At 61.9% G+C, this 18407-nt stretch carries 18 protein-coding genes and 1 riboswitch; of the genes, 11 read left to right on the plus strand and 7 right to left on the minus strand.

What is annotated here, in order from left to right:
- Nucleotides 1–537: 537 nt before the first annotated feature.
- Nucleotides 538–771 carry a hypothetical protein gene (locus tag C4J86_RS05065; RefSeq protein WP_124365853.1) on the minus strand — a complete coding sequence of 78 codons (234 nt, stop codon included), beginning with the start codon at nt 769–771 and terminating at the stop codon, nt 538–540.
- Nucleotides 772–954: 183 nt separating this feature from the next.
- Here C4J86_RS05065 and C4J86_RS05070 point away from each other — a divergent pair, with 183 nt between their 5' ends.
- Nucleotides 955–1539 carry a YajG family lipoprotein gene (locus C4J86_RS05070; RefSeq protein WP_124361329.1) on the plus strand — a complete coding sequence of 195 codons (585 nt, stop codon included), beginning with the start codon at nt 955–957 and terminating at the stop codon, nt 1537–1539.
- 56 nt (nt 1540–1595) lie between these two features.
- On the opposite strand, the gene C4J86_RS05075 is transcribed toward C4J86_RS05070, so the two are convergent.
- A complete protein-coding gene (locus C4J86_RS05075) occupies nt 1596–1805 on the minus strand; it encodes a hypothetical protein (protein WP_124361330.1) in 210 nt (69 codons plus the stop codon).
- Between the two features lie 180 nt (nt 1806–1985).
- On the opposite strand from C4J86_RS05075, the gene C4J86_RS05080 reads away from it, so the two are divergent.
- Nucleotides 1986–2243, plus strand: a complete 258-nt coding sequence (locus C4J86_RS05080; RefSeq protein ID WP_124369671.1) for a hypothetical protein — start codon at nt 1986–1988, stop codon at nt 2241–2243.
- 121 nt (nt 2244–2364) lie between these two features.
- On the opposite strand, the gene C4J86_RS05085 is transcribed toward C4J86_RS05080, so the two are convergent.
- The gene (locus tag C4J86_RS05085) at nt 2365–3528 is read right to left on the minus strand and encodes a 1-acyl-sn-glycerol-3-phosphate acyltransferase (RefSeq protein WP_177413156.1); all 1164 of its coding nucleotides are present in this window, start codon (nt 3526–3528) and stop codon (nt 2365–2367) included.
- A 133-nt stretch (nt 3529–3661) separates the two neighbouring features.
- Between C4J86_RS05085 and C4J86_RS05090 the strand changes: the two genes are divergently transcribed.
- The 4 genes from C4J86_RS05090 (at nt 3662) to C4J86_RS05105 (ending at nt 5689) form a co-directional block, all read left to right on the plus strand.
- Nucleotides 3662–3844: a CPXCG motif-containing cysteine-rich protein gene (locus C4J86_RS05090; protein WP_124369673.1), complete on the plus strand. Its 183-nt coding sequence runs from the start codon at nt 3662–3664 to the stop codon at nt 3842–3844.
- 15 nt (nt 3845–3859) lie between these two features.
- Complete coding sequence (locus tag C4J86_RS05095; RefSeq protein WP_124361334.1) at nt 3860–4120, plus strand: putative signal transducing protein; 261 nt, start codon at nt 3860–3862, stop codon at nt 4118–4120.
- Nucleotides 4121–4157: 37 nt separating this feature from the next.
- Complete coding sequence (locus C4J86_RS05100) at nt 4158–4778, plus strand: SOS response-associated peptidase (protein WP_124365858.1); 621 nt, start codon at nt 4158–4160, stop codon at nt 4776–4778.
- A gap of 92 nt (nt 4779–4870) precedes the next feature.
- On the plus strand, nt 4871–5689 hold the full coding sequence (locus C4J86_RS05105) for a M48 family metallopeptidase (protein ID WP_124361336.1): 819 nt from the start codon (nt 4871–4873) through the stop codon (nt 5687–5689).
- Nucleotides 5690–5754: 65 nt separating this feature from the next.
- Here C4J86_RS05105 and C4J86_RS05110 read toward each other — a convergent pair whose 3' ends face one another.
- From C4J86_RS05110 to C4J86_RS05120, 3 genes are all read right to left on the minus strand, one after another.
- Entirely contained in the window at nt 5755–6339 is a 585-nt protein-coding gene (locus tag C4J86_RS05110) for a TMEM165/GDT1 family protein (RefSeq protein ID WP_124361337.1), read from the minus strand.
- 89 nt (nt 6340–6428) lie between these two features.
- Nucleotides 6429–6548: riboswitch (yybP-ykoY riboswitch) on the minus strand.
- A gap of 51 nt (nt 6549–6599) precedes the next feature.
- Nucleotides 6600–7598: a class I SAM-dependent methyltransferase gene (locus C4J86_RS05115; RefSeq protein WP_124369674.1), complete on the minus strand. Its 999-nt coding sequence runs from the start codon at nt 7596–7598 to the stop codon at nt 6600–6602.
- 30 nt (nt 7599–7628) lie between these two features.
- On the minus strand, nt 7629–8591 hold the full coding sequence (locus tag C4J86_RS05120; protein WP_372239257.1) for a 2-hydroxyacid dehydrogenase: 963 nt from the start codon (nt 8589–8591) through the stop codon (nt 7629–7631).
- Between the two features lie 87 nt (nt 8592–8678).
- On the opposite strand from C4J86_RS05120, the gene C4J86_RS05125 reads away from it, so the two are divergent.
- The 5 genes from C4J86_RS05125 to C4J86_RS05145 all read left to right on the plus strand — a co-directional run bounded on the left by C4J86_RS05125 (nt 8679) and on the right by C4J86_RS05145 (nt 17825).
- Nucleotides 8679–9311: a LysE family translocator gene (locus tag C4J86_RS05125; protein WP_124365860.1), complete on the plus strand. Its 633-nt coding sequence runs from the start codon at nt 8679–8681 to the stop codon at nt 9309–9311.
- Nucleotides 9312–9557: 246 nt separating this feature from the next.
- Nucleotides 9558–11240, plus strand: coding sequence for a fatty acid--CoA ligase (locus C4J86_RS05130; RefSeq protein WP_124369675.1), 1683 nt, complete (start codon nt 9558–9560; stop codon nt 11238–11240).
- 333 nt (nt 11241–11573) lie between these two features.
- Nucleotides 11574–13433 (plus strand): DUF1302 domain-containing protein, encoded by a 1860-nt coding sequence (locus C4J86_RS05135; RefSeq protein WP_124369676.1) that lies wholly within the window; start codon nt 11574–11576, stop codon nt 13431–13433.
- Nucleotides 13434–13475: 42 nt separating this feature from the next.
- On the plus strand, nt 13476–14840 hold the full coding sequence (locus tag C4J86_RS05140; protein ID WP_124365863.1) for a DUF1329 domain-containing protein: 1365 nt from the start codon (nt 13476–13478) through the stop codon (nt 14838–14840).
- A 255-nt stretch (nt 14841–15095) separates the two neighbouring features.
- On the plus strand, nt 15096–17825 hold the full coding sequence (locus C4J86_RS05145) for a LuxR C-terminal-related transcriptional regulator (protein WP_124369677.1): 2730 nt from the start codon (nt 15096–15098) through the stop codon (nt 17823–17825).
- Between the two features lie 12 nt (nt 17826–17837).
- Here the strand turns inward: C4J86_RS05145 and C4J86_RS05150 are convergent, their stop codons facing one another.
- Entirely contained in the window at nt 17838–18398 is a 561-nt protein-coding gene (locus tag C4J86_RS05150) for a membrane integrity-associated transporter subunit PqiC (protein WP_124369678.1), read from the minus strand.
- Between the last annotated feature and the right edge of the window lie 9 nt (nt 18399–18407).

Consider the following 18407-nt stretch of genomic DNA (forward strand, 5'->3'; position numbering starts at 1 on the left):
ATGAACGCATTCATGGGCGCCTGTGGCAATTCGACTTATGGTCAAAGCGCGCGATTCGTGCAACCAATCCGTAGCGGACAGGCTCAAGCTCCGGTTGTTGAGGAGTACTCGATCCTGTGTTGGGCTGTTCCAGACGCTGATGGTGCTTGTACAAACGCCAAACTATTCATTTGCTCGCCACACTCTTGTGAAGTTGTGAAAACCCGTTTTTTCACGCTCTTTTGAAGACGTGAACCTCAAAAAAGGGCTGCCCAGCCTGGCACCTGGCCCGTGAAACGGGCAACAAACTCAAGTGGCCGAGCGCAATGGCAGCTCTGGCAGATTCGATAAAGACGGGTGGTTTGCAAAGGAAACAGCAAGCACGCCAGCTTCACTCGATCTGTGTGGGCGGCTCTCTGTGGGCAATTGGGAGGTTAATGCCGAGGCAATAACGATGCTGCGGGGCCCGATCAGGAGACGTCCTTATAATCGGGGGGAGATTGTAGCGAAGAACGCCGGGGAAATGGGCGTGTTTTATGACTTTTATTAGTGCGCTGGTCAGGAGGCCAACGCTTGTCGCGAAGATGCGCGTACAAACTCAGGGCTGACCCGTGCACTGGCCGGCAGCGGGCGGTGCATCCAGCCAAGGTGTGTCTCTGCAACTTCCACCCAGCCTTCACCGACGGGCGGCAAGCTGCATTGCTTGAACGCCAGGCAATGGCCGTGGGCGTCGAGCAGGGCAAAGTGGCGGTGGCGGGCGTGTGACAGGAACAGTGACTTGAGAAGGCGCATGGCGATGTACCGGTTGCGTTACATGCTTGAAGGTTGTCAGTCTGCCATGACATTGCAATGACGCTTTTATGTGAAATTGTAATTTGCCCCATGCCTTCAGCTGCGGTTCAGGATTGCTGGTGAGTGACGCGCGTGCACCGTTATACTGGCGGCCTGTGTGCGCCTAGTCCTGGAGAAATGAGTATGTTGCAACGCCTGTTGTTCGGTTTGATCACTGTGACCAGTTTGGCTTTGGTTGGCTGCGCCAACAGCCCGCAACAACTCAGCCCGCAACCCAAAGTCACGGCGCAGTTGGCCCCGGTCGGTCACGGCCAGCCGGTGTCGGTGCGTGTGGTAGATGGCCGTCCGTCACCTACGCTGGGTTCGCGTGGCGGCCTGTACCCGGAGACCGCGCTGATTTCGGTGACCGGCGAGGACGTGCTGCCCAAGCTGCAGGCCCAGGCTGAAGCCGCTGTGCGCTTGTTGGGCTTTACCCCGACCAACACGCCGGGTGCGCCGCAACTGACCGTCACCCTGGCCGAGCTGAAATACCAGTCGCCCAAGGAAGGCCTGTATGTGACCGAAGCGTCCATCGGCGCGACCTTCAAGTCCGACGTCAGCGCCGGTACGCGTCGCTACAGCGGCCGCTACGCCGCATCCCTCAACCAGCGCTTCGGCATGTCGCCGAACCAGGAAACCAACACCAAACTGGTCAGCGATGTGCTCAGCGATGCCTTGACCCGACTGTTCAAAGACCCAAGCATCGGCCAGTTGCTCAGTTCGCAATAAGCTGTTCAAAAAAAACCGGGCTCATCGCTGAGCCCGGTTTTTTTACGCCTGGCGCTTCACGCCGCCGTGTCGACATAAAAATCCAACATGCTCACGCCAGTGAGTAAATCCAGCTCCGGCAGGTCGGCATGCACCTGCCCGGCGAGGGCGCAATACACCAGCCAGTGGCGGTCCTGGACGTTGAACGCAAGGCCGCCGACCAATGCCTCCTGTTCATCGCTTGGGGCAATCAGATACAGCCGGTCCTGGTTTTGCGCATGCAGCATGACAAGCACCTCACGTCGAAGGGCATCAGAGTGGCTTGTTAAGGTGACGTTCAGGTGACGCTGTAAATTACTGGATACATTAGCCGTCAACGGGGAGGGAGCATTAACGGCGCAGGAAGCCACTATCGTTCAGGTTTGTAGCTGAACCGATACCCGAATACTGTTTCGCCGAGGTTTGCGATGGCGTTGTCCGCGCTGCTCATCAATGCTGTAGCCCTATTGATTGCCTGCTCGGGCGCCGTAGTGCTGTTCCTGACCCGCCTGCGCGCGCAACGTGCGATGGCCGACCTCGCGCTGCGCAGCGAAGAGCGGGCCATCGACCAACCGATGCTGTTCCTGGATACGCGCACCGAACGGGCCTATCGCCAGGCTTACCGCGCCGGGTTTGCGGGCCTGGGGCTGGCGCTGGTGTTGTCCTGGTTCAGTACCCATTTGTAAGTACGCCGCCAAACAAATGTGGGAGGGGGCTTGCTCCCGATAGCGGTGGGTCAGTTGCAAATACCTGCACTGACACACCGTAATCGGGAGCAAGCCCCCTCCCACATTTTTTGACCGGTGTTTACAACGGGATCCCCGCCTTCACCCGATACTGATTACGCACAGGCGTCGCATATTGCGTCACCAGGTACGGGCGATGCTCGGACGGGCATTCGTGCAAGCGCCGCTCCCACTCTGCCTTCGCCTTGGCCAGCTCGTCGGCCGGGAATACGTCCGCAGCCTTGGGCACTTCAAGCTGTGGGTCGGCATCGTTCCATTGGGCATACGCCAGGTAGTGCACCGGGAACAACCGATAACCGCCCAGGATCTGCCGGTCCATTTCGGCAGCCAGTAGCTTGGTGTCTTCGAAGCGCTCGGTAATTGGCGGCGCGAAGTTCACGTGCACCCGGCCTTTGTAGCCGGTGATGCCCAGCGCAATACTGACGTCATCCTCGCCCGGCGCCTTGCAGTAGGTGCCGGTGGTGGCGCGGATATACAATTCGCGGGCCTTGGCGGCGTCGCACGGATCGTACTCATAGCTGATCGACACCGGCGTCAGGTTCAACGACTGGATGACTTCGGCGAACGGCTCGTCCTTGCGGCTGACGTGGAACATCTTGAGGATCGCCGATTCGGTGCGATCATCCCCATCCTTGGCCCGACCTTCGGCCTGGGCGATCCAGATCGACTGGCAGTCGTTGCGGATCGAATGGTTGATGTAGGCCGACAGCAACTGGTAGGCCGCCATCTTTTCCTTTCGCCCGGTGATCGAGCGGTGCACGATGAAGCTCTTGTTCAAGCGCATCAGGTCGCTGACAAACGGCTTTTGCAGCAGGTTGTCGCCGATGGCGATGCGCGGCGTCGGCAGGCCGGCATGGTAGACGGCGTAGTTGACGAAGGCCGGGTCCATCACGATGTCGCGGTGGTTGGCCAGGAACAGGTAGGCGCTGCCGGATTTCAATTGCTCGACGCCGGTATAGGTGACGCCGTCAGTCGCGCGGTCGATGGTATGGTCGACGTAATACTCGACTTTATCCTGCAGCGTCGCCACGGTGGTGACACCGGCGAATTCACGGCGCAGTTTGCGCGCGATCATCGGCTTGAGCAGCCAGCCCAGCGCGCCGGCGAAGCGCGGGAAGCGGAAGTGGGTCAGGATGTCCAGAAAGGCCTTGTCACGGAACAGCCGGTCCAGCACTGCCGGGACTTCGCTGTCGTTGTAAGGTCGGATGGTATCGAATTCGCCCATCATGCTCTCTTGTTAGAAACGGCTAGGGTAAGTAGAGGAAATACCAGGGTGCGGCCTGAGTAATGGGCTCAGCCGAAATATAACCCTGTAAATAGACCGGCGATTATACGCACAAGTCACTCAGGAGACCGCGATGCTGGAAAATGCGCTGTACGATTGTCCTTATTGTGGTGAAACGGTCGAAACGACGGTGGATTTGTCCGGCGGTGATCAGGTTTACATCGAGGACTGTCACGTGTGCTGCAGGCCGATCAGTTTCAACCTGCAGGTGCACGGCGAAGAGTGGATGCTCGAGACCCGCAGCGAGAACGAATAAACAACAGGTAACGCGATGCAGCGAATCTACGAACCGGAAAACCTCATGGAAGGCGAGCTGCTGCAACAGATGCTCGCCAGCGAAGGCATCGAGGCGCACCTGGTGGGGCGCCATTTGCTCGGTGGCACGGGCGAACTGCCGATCTTCGGCTTGCTGGGGCTGGAGGTCGACAATGATCAGGCCGCCTACGCCCGCGAACTCATTACCGCCTATAACGCCGCGCAACCCTTGCCCGGCGACGAACCCGACAGCTTCCCCGACGTATTGGTCTGTTAGGCTGTCGGTCGGTTTACCCCAAGAGTCGTGTTGCCCCATGTGTGGACGTTATGCCCTGTTTCGCTGGACCCCCGCTTTTGCTGCCTTGCCGGGGTTTCCGGCCGACCAGCAGGCCCAGTGGAATATTTCCCCCAATGATTCGGTGCTGATCCAGCGCGCCCTCGACGGCCAGCTCACCCTGGCGCGTGCACGGTGGGGCCTGACGCCGCCCTGGCTCACCGACCTGTCCCGCACGCCGGCCCATGCCCGCGCCGAAACCCTGGCCGAGCAACCGATGTTTCGCGAAGCGTTTCGCCAACGCCGTTGCCTGCTGCCGGCCAACGGGTTTTACGAATGGCGCGGCACCCAGCGCAAACGCCCGTACTGGCTCACGCCGGGGGAGGGATCCACGTTGTTTTTCGCGGCGATCTGGGAAGCGTATCCGGTGCAGGAGCAGGTGTGGTTGAGTACGGCGGTGGTCACTCAGGCGGCGCAGGCTCAGCGCCGGCCGTTGATCCTGGATGAAGCAGGGCAGGCCGCCTGGCTGGACCCCGCGACACCGCTGGCGGTGCTGCAAGGTCTTCTGGCCAGTGAGCCCGCCGCTTTGCGCGAGCGGGTCCTGGCCAATATGGTCAACGATCCCAAGCTCAATGGGCCGGAGTGCCTGACCCCGGCTTGACCGTCGACATTCAGCGGTTAAATGTCTGATGTATCTGGCGCCGATACAAATGTCCGCCTACGATACGCGCCATGTTTCCAGGGAGCGTGTTCATGAAGAAGTCATTGGCGGTAAGCGGGTTGGTTGCAGCGATGCTGCTGGCCGGGTGTCAGTCGGTCAACACCACCAGCGGCGGCGCGGTTGGGGTTGAGCGCAAGCAGTACATGTTCAGCATGCTGTCGAGCCAGGAAGTCGACCAGATGTACGCCCAGTCCTACCAGCAGACCCTGGGTGAGGCGAGCGGCAAAGGCGTGTTGGACAAGACCAGCGCCAACGCCAAGCGCGTGCAGGCCATTGCCAATCGCCTGATCGCCCAGGCGCCGACCTTCCGCCCGGATGCGGCGCAATGGAAGTGGGAAGTGAACCTGATCAAGAGCGATGAGATGAACGCCAACTGCGGGCCGGGCGGCAAGATCCTGGTGTACAGCGCGTTGATCGACAACCTCAAGCTCACCGATGATGAACTGGCCGCCGTGATGGGCCATGAAATCGCCCACGCCTTGCGTGAACACGGCCGCGAAGCCATGTCCAAGGCCTACGGCATCGAGATGGCCAAACAGGGCGCCGGTGCATTGTTCGGCCTGGGCCAGGACAGCCTGGCGCTGGCCGATACCGTGGCCAACTATGGCATGACCTTGCCCAACAGCCGCAGCAATGAGAACGAAGCCGACCTGATCGGCCTGGAGCTGGCCGCCCGCGCCGGCTACAACCCGAACGCCGCCATCACGCTGTGGAACAAGATGGCCAAGGCCTCGGAAGGCGCGCCGCCGGAGTTCATGAGCACGCACCCGGCGTCCGACAGCCGAATCGCCTCGTTGCAGGCGGCGATTCCGAAGGTGATGCCGCTGTACCAACAGGCCAAGAAGTCCTAAGGCCTGATGGGATCAAAATGTGGGAGGGGGCAAACCCCCTCTCACATTGGATTGGGTTTGCAGATTTAGATCCACCCACTGCTTTGCATGGCCTTGTACACCGCCACAATCGCCAGTACGAAAAACGCCGTTGCCGCCAATCGACGAATCAACGTCAACGGCAGCTTCTCCGCCGCAAAATTCCCCGCCAGCACCACCGGCACGTTGGCAATCAACATCCCCAGCGTAGTGCCGATAATCACCAGCCATAGTTCCGGGTATTGCGCGGCCAGCATCACCGTGGCGATCTGGGTCTTGTCACCGATTTCCGCAATGAAGAACGCAATCAGCGTGGTCAGGAATGGCCCGAACTTGCGCGTGGTGCTGGCTTCGTCATCGTCGAGTTTGTCCGGCACCAGTGTCCACAGCGCCGTGGCGCAGAAGCTGGCCGCGAGAATCCAGTGCAGTACCGCATCGGAGAAGAAACTCCCGAACCAGGCGCCTACTGCACCGGCCGCCGCATGGTTGGCCAGGGTCGCGGCGACGATGCCGGCGATGATGGGCCAGGGCTTGCGAAAGCGAGCAGCGAGAATGAGCGCTAGCAGTTGCGTCTTGTCGCCGATTTCGGCCAGGGCAACGATTGCGGTAGGAACGAGCAGTGAATCCAGCATCAGGTAGGTTTCCAGGGGCGGGTCGACACGGCTATGACACGTACAGCCTTCCCGCCCCGGGTAAGGTGTGCGTGTCATAGGTCTTGTCAAACCCCGGTCCGTCTGTGCGGACTCCTGGGTCGCATACGCCATGGTCTGCTGACCAAGTATGTTGACGTATGCCGGACGAGCGTGAGGCTCGTGGGAGACTACTCCCCTAGGACGGAGCGGATTCTGCCTAGGCAAAACCCATTCGGCAAGCCTTCTTTTTCAAACGCCCGTCAGGGGCGCTTGGCCCGGTAGATGCGAAAACCATTGCCTTCGGCTTTGACTGCGCAGATGCCCAAATGCTCTTCGATCAGCGGCTGGTACTTCAGGAAACTGTTGGCGACCAGGCGCAGTTCGCCGCCTTTTGCCAGATGTTTGGCCGCTTTTCGCAGCAGGTTTTCCGTAGCGAAGTAATCGGTGTGCACCCCGACATGGAACGGCGGGTTGCTCAAAATCGCGTTCAAGCCCATCGGCGCGGCGTCGATGCCGTCACCGGTCAACACTTCGGCGTCCAGGCCATTGGCAGCCAGTGTCAGGCGACTGCTGGCGGCGGCGAAGGCGTCCACATCGAGCAGCGTCACGGTGTTATGCGGATAGCGACGTTTTACCGCAGCGCCCAATACGCCGGCGCCGCAACCAAAGTCGAGCAAATGCCCGCTGGGCAGCTTGTCCAGGTGCGCCAGCAACAGTTCGGTGCCACGGTCCAGGCGACCATGACTGAACACGCCCGGCAGGCTCACCACCTTGAGCGGCCCGTCGGCCAGCGGCACGTCGAAGGTCTGCGCCAGGCTATCCAGTTCGCGCGCTTGCGGCGCGTTGCCCACCGTGACCTGCCAAAGTTGACAATGCCGTGCGTTATCCAGTTTGCGCGGTTTGCCGAAGGGGATCATCTGCTTGGCGGCGCTTTCGATACCAGCTTTTTTCTCGCCGACCAAAAACAGCTCGGCACCGGGCAGGCGCGCGGCCACGGTGTTGAGCAGGTAGTCGGTGAGGTCTTTGGACTTGGGCAGGAAAATCACCGCCGCATCGAATGCGCGCTCGGGCACGCTCACGCCGAACTGGCTGCGCTCGGGAAAACGCGCCGCAAGCGCCGCCTGGTCGCCGGCATGCCAGCACCAGCCATGGGCATTGGGCAGGCGCCCGAGCAAATCGTCGGCCGGCAAACCGACCAGCAGCAGGTTGCCTTGAAAAAGTTCGGCCTGGCGAAGCAGTACTTCACTGCGCGGATCCATGGTCTGCTCCTTGAAAAGGGGCGCAGTTTATCAACTGACGACGCGAAGCGGGGCACCGTTGAAAAAGCCCAGCGCGTTTTCGCGCAATTGCCCGACGATTCGTTGCCGCGCTTCACGGCTGCCCCAGGCGTTATGGGGCGTGACGATCAGCCGAGGAATGTCACCGGCCAGCAGCGGGTTGCCCTGGGCCGGAGGCTCGACACTCAGCACATCCGTGGCCGCACCGCCCAGGTGCCCGCTGCGCAGCGCATCGGCCAGCGCCTGTTCGTTGATCAAGCCACCGCGTGCAGTGTTGACGACAAACGCGCCGGGCTTGAGCAGCGCCAGTTCGCGCGCGCCGATAAGGTCGCGGGTGTGCTCGTTGAGCGGGCAATGCAAGGTCAGCGCATCGACCTGCGCCAGCAGTTCATCCAGCGGCACGCGGTCGGCGCGGGCAGGGCGCCCGGGAATCGCGCCGAGCACCACGCGCATACCGAACGCTTCGGCCAGGCGCCCCACGGCGCTGCCCAGCTCGCCATGCCCGAGCAGGCCGAGGGTTTTGCCCTCCAGTTCGACAATCGGGTAGTCCAGCAGGCAGAACTGCCTGGCCTGTTGCCATTTGCCGGCGGCCACATCCTGTTGATAATCCTTCAGGCGTGTGGCGAGGTTGAGCAGCAGCATGAGTGTGTGCTGGGCCACCGACGGCGTGCCGTAGCCCTGGCAGTTACTCACGGTGATGCCTTGGGTGCGGGCGGCGTCGAGGTCGATGTTGTTGGTGCCGGTGGCCGACACCAGGATCAGCTTGAGGTCGGGGCAGGCGGCCAGAGTCTCGGCGTTGAGCGGTATTTTGTTGCTGATGGCGACGTGAGCGCCCTGCAAGCGTTCGAGCACATTCTGCGGCGTGGTCTGCTCGAACAGCTGCAGCTCGCCGAAGCAGTCGCGCAGCCCGCTGAGGTCGAGGTCGCCGAGGTCCAGGGAGGGGTGATCGAGGAAGACGGCGCGGCGATTGTTCATGATCAACTGTACCTTTTGCGACGAGGTTCGAAGGCGTAATCTGCTGAGCCTATCAGATGAAATAATCCGTTACTTCATGGAGCGCGCATGTACGTCGCCGAGTTTTTAACCGTAGCCTTGATTCACTTGTTGGCGGTGGCCAGCCCCGGGCCGGACTTCGCCGTAGTGGTGCGCGAAAGCGTGACCCACGGCCGTCGGGCCGGTACCTGGACCGCGCTGGGCGTCGGTTCGGCGATTTTTCTGCACGTCGGTTACTCGTTGCTGGGCATCGGCTTGATCGTGTCCCAGTCCATCGTGCTGTTCAATGCGCTGAAATGGGCGGCAGCGGCGTACCTGCTGTATATCGGCTTCAAGGCGCTGCGCGCGCAGCCGGCCAAGCCTGTGGCCGAAGGCGAGCTGCATCGCGAGGCGGGCGAGCGCACCCCACGCGGCGCGTTCACGGCGGGTTTCGTGACCAACGGCTTGAATCCCAAGGCCACGCTGTTTTTCCTGTCGCTGTTCACCGTGGTGATCAACCCGCACACACCGTTGGCGGTGCAGGCCGGTTATGGCGTGTATCTGGCGGTGGCGACGGCGCTGTGGTTTTGCCTGGTGGCCATGCTGTTCAGCCAGCAGCGCGTGCGCGCCGGGTTTGCGAAGATGGGGCATTGGTTCGATCGCACCATGGGCGCGGTGCTGATTGCGATCGGGGTGAAGCTGGCGTTTACCAGCATGAAGTAAACCTGATCTGTGTGGGAGGGGGCTTGCTCCCGATGGCGGTGGATCAGCTGATGAATACTTGGCTGACACACCGCTATCGGGAGCAAGCCCCCTCCCACATTTGATCTTCATGAATCCAGAATGATGGCGCAAAGCTAGCATTTACTGGGCCGTGCAAATCATTCCTTTGGCTGATTTGGTTGAAACATAACGTCTCTACAGTGCAGGTCTTAACGCCAAGACCGCGCAGTCATAAAAGGGATTCGTATGTTGCAGACCCGTGTCATTCCCCCCGCCGAAGGCGCTTACCAGTACCCGCTGTTGATCAAACGCCTGTTGATGTCCGGGACCCGTTACGAAAAGACTCGCGAAATCATCTACCGCGACAAACTGCGCTACACCTACCCGACCTTGATCGAGCGCGTCGCGCGCCTGGCCAATGTGCTGACCGAAGCCGGGGTCAAGGCCGGTGACACGGTGGCGGTGATGGACTGGGACAGCCATCGCTACCTGGAATGCATGTTCGCCATCCCGATGATCGGCGCGGTGATCCACACCATCAACGTGCGCCTGTCGCCGGAACAGATCCTCTACACCATGAACCATGCCGACGACCGCTTTGTGCTGGTCAACAGCGAGTTCGTGGGGCTTTACCAGGCCATCGCCGGGCAACTCACCAGCGTCGACAAGACCTTGCTGATCACCGACGACGACAGCAAGACCGCCGACCTGCCCAACCTGGTGGGCGAGTACGAAACCCTGCTGGCTGCGGCGAGCCCGAAGTACACCTTCGAGGATTTCGACGAGAATTCCGTTGCCACCACCTTCTACACCACCGGTACCACCGGCAATCCCAAGGGCGTGTATTTCACCCACCGCCAACTCGTGCTGCACACCATTGGCGTGGCCACCATTATGGGCAGCGTCGACAGCGTGCGTTTGCTCGGCACCAACGACGTGTACATGCCGATCACGCCGATGTTCCACGTACACGCCTGGGGCCTGCCGTATGTGGCGACCATGCTCGGCCTGAAGCAGGTCTACCCCGGCCGCTACGACCCCGAATACCTGGTGGCGCTGTGGCGCCAGGAAAAGGTCACCTTTTCGCACTGCGTGCCGACCATCCTGCAAATGCTGCTCAATGCCAAGGCCGCCCAGGGCGTGGATTTCGGCGGTTGGAAAATCGTCATTGGCGGCAGCGCGCTCAACCGTTCGCTGTACGAAGCCGCCAAGGCCCGTGGCATTCAATTGACGGCCGCGTACGGGATGTCCGAGACCGGGCCGCTGGTGTCCTGTGCCCACCTCAATGCCGAGCTGATGGCCGGCAGCGAAGATGAACGCACCACCTACCGCATCAAGGCTGGCGTGCCCGGCCCGTTGGTTGAAGCGGCGATCATGGACACCGACGGCAACTTTCTGCCGGCCGACGGCGAATCCCAGGGCGAACTGGTACTGCGTGCGCCCTGGCTCACCGAGGGCTATTACAACGAGCCGCAAAAGGGCGCCGAGCTGTGGGCCGGTGGCTGGATGCACACCGGTGATGTCGCCACCCTGGACGCGTTCGGCGTGATCGATATCCGTGACCGCATCAAGGACGTGATCAAGACCGGTGGCGAATGGATCTCCTCGCTGGCCCTGGAAGATCTGGTCAGCCGCCACCCGGCGGTACGTGAAGTAGCGGTGGTGGGCATTGCCGACCCGCAGTGGGGCGAGCGCCCGTTTGCCCTGTTGGTGCTGCGTGATGGCCATGTGATAGGCGCCCGTGAGCTCAAGGAGCACCTCAAGCCGTTCGTTGAATTGGGCCACTTGAGCAAGTGGGCGATTCCGAGCCAGATCGCCGTTGTTACGGAAATTCCCAAGACCAGCGTCGGCAAGCTCGACAAAAAACGTATCCGTATCGACATCATCCAATGGCAGGCCAACAACAGCACCTTCCTGTCGACCCTCTGACAGCGCTCGCCGCGCCCGTTCGGGCGCGCGCTGCTCTATCTCAAGCCTTTACTTGTGATTTGCCGAATTTCAGCCATCCTTGCCGCGTCGACCTTCGTCGGCGTGGCGAAAGGGTTGTGGCAGACGGGTTGGTGATGCAAATCACACTTTAGAGGGATCAAGCACTACCCCCTGCTGGCTATAGTCCCTTCCAGAGTTTTTCGTGGATGTTGCGCTTCGGGCGAGGGTCGCCCGGTTGTCGCTCGGCATTGGAATCGTTGTATCCCGGCCGTTACATGCATCTTCCGAAAGAGCTCACTGCCATAACAATAAAATGCACATGGAGTAGCGTCGATGACCTCAGTAAACCAGTTCTGGCGCCGGGCACGTCTGCCCCTGGCCGTCAGTCTCGCTTCTACGCTCGCCGGGCCCGCATTCGGCGTCAGTTTCAACATCGGTGAAATCGAAGGGAGTTTTGACTCATCCCTGTCGGTAGGCGCCAGTTGGAGCACGTCCAAGGCCAATCGCGACCTGATCGGCGCCAACAACGGCGGCAAGGGCTTGTCCCAGACCTCCGATGACGGGCACCTGAACTTCAAGCGCGGAGAAACGTTCTCGAAGATCTTCAAGGGCATCCACGACCTGGAACTGAAGTACGGCGACACCGGTGTGTTTGTGCGTGGCAAGTACTGGTACGACTTTGAGCTCAAGGACGAAAGCCGTCTGTTCAAGGACATCAGCGACAACAACCGCAAGGAAGGCGCCAAGTCGTCGGGCGGGCAGATCCTCGATGCGTTCGTCTACCATAACTACTCGATCGCCGACGCGCCGGGTTCCGTGCGGTTTGGCAAGCAGGTGGTGAGCTGGGGCGAAAGCACCTTCATTGGCGGCGGTATCAACTCCATCAACCCGATCGACGTGTCGGCGTTTCGTCGTCCAGGGGCCGAGATCAAGGAAGGCTTGATTCCGGTCAACATGTTCTACGTGTCCCAGACGCTCACCGACAACCTGTCGGCCGAGGCGTTCTATCAGCTGGAATGGGACCAGACCGTCACCGATAACTGCGGCACCTTCTTCTCCCAGCCAGACGTGATTTCCGATGGCTGCAGCAATAACCTGCGGGTACTGAACAAGCGCTCGACCATCCCCGGCGCAGCATTGCCGACGTTGGGCGCCCTGGGTGTGGACGTGAACAGCGAAGGCGTACTCGTGCGCCGTGGCCCGGACCGCGATGCCCGCGACAGCGGCCAGTTCGGCATGGCCATGCACTACAACTTCGAGCCGCTGGATACCGAATTCGGCGCCTACTTCATGAACTACCACAGCCGTGCGCCGATCTTCAGTGCACAGGGCGCGCCGTCGTCGGCCTACACCCGTCCACTGGGTCCGCTGGGCGCCCTGCGGCCGCTGATCGTGGCGGGCAGCTCCAACTACTTCGTCGAGTACCCGGAAGATATCCGCCTCTACGGTTTGAGCTTCTCCACCACCCTGCCTACCGGCACCGCCTGGAGCGGTGAGTTGAGCTACCGTCCGAATGCGCCGGTGCAGTTGAGCACCACCGACATCCTGTATGCCGGTGTCACGCCGATCCCGGGCTTTGGCAATGCGTCGGTGCTCAAGGGCTCGCCAGGCCAGGACCTGCACGGTTACAACCGCAAGGAAGTGACCCAGTTCCAGACCACTTTCACGCACTTCTTCGACCAGGTAATGGGCGCCAGCCGCCTGACCACCGTCGGTGAAATCGGCGTGACCCATGTGGGTGGCCTGGAAAGCAAATCCCAGGCCCGCTACGGCCGCGACCCGGTCTTCGGTCCCGGCACCTTGCCAGGTGGGTTCTGCAACGCGCTTAACAACTCCACCGCCAACGGCGCCGGCTTGCCCAACGCGGCTGGCCTGAACACCAACTGCAACAACGACGGCTACACCACCGCCACCTCCTGGGGTTATCGCGCCCGTGCCATCTGGGAATACCCGGACGTGTTCGCTGGCGTCAACCTCAAGCCCAACGTGGTCTGGTCCCATGACGTCAAAGGTTATTCGCCGGGCCCTGGCGCCAACTTCGAAGAAGGCCGCAAGGCGGTCAGTCTGGGCCTGGATGCCGAATACCAGAACACCTACACCGCGAGCCTGGCCTACACCAACTTCTTTGGTGGCAAGTTCAGCACCGTGGATGACCGTGACTTTGTCGCGTTGAGCTTTGGCGCCAACTTCTAAGCACACTCTTTTCAAGTGGCATGTATTCAGGAAGACCAGAGTATGAAAATAACTAAAAGTCTGTTGCACGTGGGTGTGCTTGGACTGTCGATCCTGGCGAGCAACGTCATGGCGGCGGTCTCGGCCGATGAAGCGGCCAAGCTCGGCACCAGCCTGACCCCGATGGGCGCCGAAATGGCCGGTAACGCGGCCGGCACCATCCCGAAATGGACGCCGATGCCGACCAACGCCGGCGCCGTGGATGCCAAAGGCTTCCTGGCCAACCCTTATGCCAGTGAACAACCGCAGTTCACCATCACCGCGCAAAACGTCGAGCAATACAAAGACAAGCTGGCGCCGGGGCAGTACGCGATGTTCAAGCGTTACCCGGACTCGTTCAAGATGCCGGTCTATCCGACCCATCGTGGCGCCACGGTGCCAGCGGAGGTATTCGCTGCGATCAAGAAAAACGCCACCACCACCAACCTGGTGTCTGGCGGCAACGGCCTGGAAAACTTCGAGACGGCCGTGCCGTTCCCGATTCCGAAAAGCGGCGTGGAGGTCATCTGGAACCACATCACCCGTTATCGCGGCGGCAGCGTCACCCGCCTGGTCACCCAGGCCACACCGCAAACCAACGGTTCCTACAGCCTGGTGTACTTCCGCGACCAGTTCGTGTTCCGCGACAAGATGAAGGACTTCGACCCGAAAAACCCAGGCAACGTGCTGTTCTACTTCAAGCAGCAAGTCACCGCGCCGGCGCGCCTGGCCGGTGGTGTACTGCTGGTGCACGAAACCCTCGACCAGGTGAAGGAGCCGCGTTCGGCGTGGGTCTACAACGCCGGCCAGCGCCGTGTGCGCCGGGCACCGCAAGTGTCCTATGACGGGCCGGGGACTGCCGCCGACGGCCTGCGTACCTCCGACAACCTCGACATGTACAACGGCGCGCCGGACCGCTACGACTGGAAACTGGAAGGCAAGAAGGAAATCTACATCGCCTCCAACAGCTACAAGATCGATGATCCGAAGCTCAAGTACGCCGACATCATCAAGGCCGGCCATATCAACCAGGACCTGGCGCGCTATGAGTTGCGCCGCGTCTGGCATGTGGTCGCGACCTTGAAGGAAGGCCAGCGCCACATCTACGCCAAGCGTGACTTCTTCATCGACGAAGACACCTGGCAAGCGGCGGTGATCGACCACTACGACGGCCGTGGCCAACTGTGGCGCGTCGCCGAAGCCCATGCCGAGAACTACTACGACAAGCAAGTGCCGTGGTACGCCCTGGAAACCCTCTACGACCTGCAGTCCGGCCGCTACCTGGCCCTGGGCATGAAGAACGAAGAGAAACAGGCCTATGACTTCGGCTTCACCGCCACCACCAGCGACTTCACCCCAGCGGCCCTGCGCCAGGATGGCGTGCGCTAACCTGAACCTGTGTTGATACCCCTGTGGGAGGGGGCTTGCCCCCGATAGCGGTCTGACAGTCGATGAATACGTTGACTGATCCGCCGCCATCGGGAGCAAGCCCCCTCCCACATTTTTGTTTGGGGCGTTTACGGGATATTTTTTGTCGCAGTTCTTTTTCAGGCATTTGTTGCAAAGATCTACAATCCCGCCGCTTTTACCGCTAGTCTGCGGACATCTGCAATGCCGACAACAGCCTTCTACAAGAGCCCGGCGATGACTGATCTGTCCCGAATCCAAGGGCCTGCCAGCGCGGTGATTCCGACCCTGGAAGGCCGCTTCTACAGGCCGCCGCTGCCTGACGGCTACGTGCTGCGCCCACGTCTGTGCGAACGCCTGGGCGCCGGCCTGGAAGGGCGACTGTTGCTGGTCAGCGCGCCGGCGGGGTTCGGCAAGAGTTCCCTGGCGGTGGAGTTCTGCCAGAGCCTGCCCACCCACTGGCAAAACCTGTGGCTGGGCCTGAGCCCACGGGACAGCGACCCTGGCCGTTTTCTCGAACGCCTGCTCGAAGGCTTGCGCCAGTACTTCCCGCAACTCGGCGCCCAGTCCCTGGGCCTGCTGAAAATGCGTCAGCGTCACCAACCCTTTGCCTTTGAAGAATGGCTCGACGGCCTGCTCGATGAGCTGACGGTGCACCTGTCTGTCCAGGCGCCGTTGTTACTGGTGCTGGATGACTACCACCTGGCCCAGGGGCCGGTGCTGGACCGTTGCCTGCAGTTTTTCCTCAATCATTTGCCCGACGGCCTGGTGGTGCTGGTCACCAGCCGCCAGCGCCCGGATTGGCACCTGGCGCGCCTGCGCCTGTCGCGGCACCTGTTGGAGTTGCATGAGCAAGACCTGCGTCTGACCCATGACGAATCCCTGGCCGTGCTGGACCGGCACAGCAGTTCGTTGCGTGGCGAAGCCCTGGAAAACCTGATTCGGCGCAGCGAGGGCTGGGTCGCCGGCCTGCGCTTCTGGCTGCTGGCCGCTTCCGAAGCCGGCAATGACGGCGCCCTGCCGCAGGGCCTGAACGGTGGCGAAGGGCTGATTCGCGATTACTTGCTGGAAGAGGTCATCGATTGCCTGCCTGCGGAGGTGCAAGCGTTCCTCTACGACACCGCACCCCAGGAGCGCTTTTGCAGCGAGCTGTGCGACGCGGTCCGCGAGGCCCATGACAGCCCGGAAATCCTGCGCTACCTGCAGGCCCATCAGGTGTTCCTGGTGCCGCTGGATGAACACGGTCACTGGTACCGTTATCACCATTTGTTTTCCGACCTGTTGCGCGCCCGCCGCGAAAAGAGCGCCACGTTACCGTTGGCCAGTCTGCACCTGCGCGCCTGTCGCTGGTTCAACGCCCAGGGCCTGATCGATGAGGCGGTGGAGCAGGCGCTGCGGGCCGGGCATCTGGATGTGGCGGCGAACCTGGTGCAGAACCTCTCCGAGGAGCAGCTGCTGGCCGAGCAGAATGTCGGCATGCTGCTGCGCTGGAAAATGGACTTGCCCGACAGCCTGCTGATCAGCACCCCGCGCTTGATCGTGCTGTACAGCTGGGCGCTGGGGCTGGCGTGCCAGTTGGATGCGGCGCAGGAGCTGTCCGGCTACCTCAGTCGCTTCCTGCCGGCGCCGTCGGCCACCGCGCAAAAATCCATGCTGGCCCAATGGCTGGCACTGAGCGGGATCATCGCCCGTGGGCGAGGGGACCGCGAATTGACCCAGCGCTATTGCAACGAGGCGCTGGAGAGCCTGCCGCACAAGCGTTACGGTCAACGTTTGATGTGCCTGTCGACCCTCTCCAACCTGGCGATCGTCGATGCCGATCTGTGGCGCGCTCGTGGCCTGAACCGCGAATCCCTGGAACTGGCGCAGCGCGTCGGCAACCCGCTGTTTGAAGCCTTGGCCCATTACGACCGGGCGCGGGTGCTGCAGGCGCGGGGCGAGATCCTGCGCGCCCTGGACGAAGTGCGCCAGGGCCTGCTGCGCCTGCAGGGGCTGGCACCCCAGCGGCTGTACGCCGTACGCGCGCGGTTGTCGTTGTATGAAGGCTACCTGCTGCTGCTGCGTTACCAGCCCGAAGCCGGGCTTGCGCGTTTGCGTGCCGGCCTGACCGAAGCCCGTGCCTGCCGGGATATCAGTGTGCTGATCGGGCATTGCGTGATCGCCAGCTTCGAAGGGCGGCGAGGCGATTTCTCCGCAGCCTTTGCCGAGTTGGCCGAGGCTGAGCGCTTGATGCATATCTGGGACGTGCCGCCGATCTACTACCTGGCGATGATCACCCTGATCAAATGCGAGTTGTGGCTGGCCCAGGACCGTACCGACCTGGCCGATGCCTGGCTGACCCGGCTGGGTCAGACCTACACGGGCGAGCAGGCGGCCGCCGCACCGGAGTTTCATCCGCACTTGCCACAACATGTGGAGCTGCAACAGGCCGCGCTGGACGCCATTCGCCATCAACCCGATAGGGCATTGCGACGGCTTGAGGACCTGGCGCAACAGGCGCTCGGCAGTGGCCGCCAGATGATTGCCCTGATGGCGCTGACCCAGCAGGCCCAGGTGCTGCTGGCGTGTGGCCAGGAAGCCAAGGCCAGGCCGATAGTGGCCCGCGCACTCGAAGCCGGCGCGGGCGGCGCGTTGCAACCGTTCCAGCGGTTGCTCGAGGACTACCCGGATTGGCTGCGCGAGCAGTTGGGCAAGCCGCCCCATCAGCCGTTGCACCAGGCATTGCTGGCGCTGCTACCGGCAAGGGCCGTCGTCGCGATCGCGCCTCACCATGAAGCCCTGAGTACGCGGGAGCTGGCGGTCCTGCAGTTGATCGCCCAAGGCTGTTCAAACCAGGAGATCAGCAACCAGTTGTTCATTTCCCTGCACACAGTGAAAACCCACGCCAGCCATATCAACAGCAAGCTGGGCGTGGAGCGCCGCACCCAGGCGGTGGCGCGGGCCAAGTCGATGGGCTTGCTGGCTTGACTGCGCAACCGTTCATGGCGCGCTCGGGCACTGCTTCAGGGACGAGCCCGCGGCGCGGTTGATCAGCGCGGCGAAGCGCTTGAGGTTGTTCTGGTGCGCCACCACCACGTCATCGATGCTCGGGCCCGCCGGTGACTGCAAGGTCGAGCGGCAGGTCAGCGCAGGTCGATCACCGCCGCCAGCCGGCCTGAGGCGCCAACGCACGTCAAGCAGCGCGTATTGCCCAGGCACCGAATCGAAGCGCTGCACTTCCACGCGCAACGACACGGCTTGCCGGGTATCGCTGCCGGCCAACTGGTCGACCAGCGCGCTCCTCAGCTCATCGGCGAGGGTGGCGGCCCACCACTGGGTTTCGAGGATCGCCAGGCCGCTGTCGCCCTGGCGGATCACGATCTGCGCACGGTCGACCTGGGGCGGCACAGTGATGCTTTCAATGCTGATGCCACCCCCCTCCGTGCGAGTGGCGTTATCCCAGTGCGCCGGGGTCAAGGTATGGAATGCAATCGGCTCGCTGCGGCATGCCGCGAGCAACAGCAGGGCGGTCACCAGGGTGATTTTCAACGGCACTGTCATGGCGGCTCC

Origin of the sequence: Pseudomonas sp. R2-7-07 (assembly GCF_003852355.1) — a bacterium.
GTDB lineage: Bacteria > Pseudomonadota > Gammaproteobacteria > Pseudomonadales > Pseudomonadaceae > Aquipseudomonas.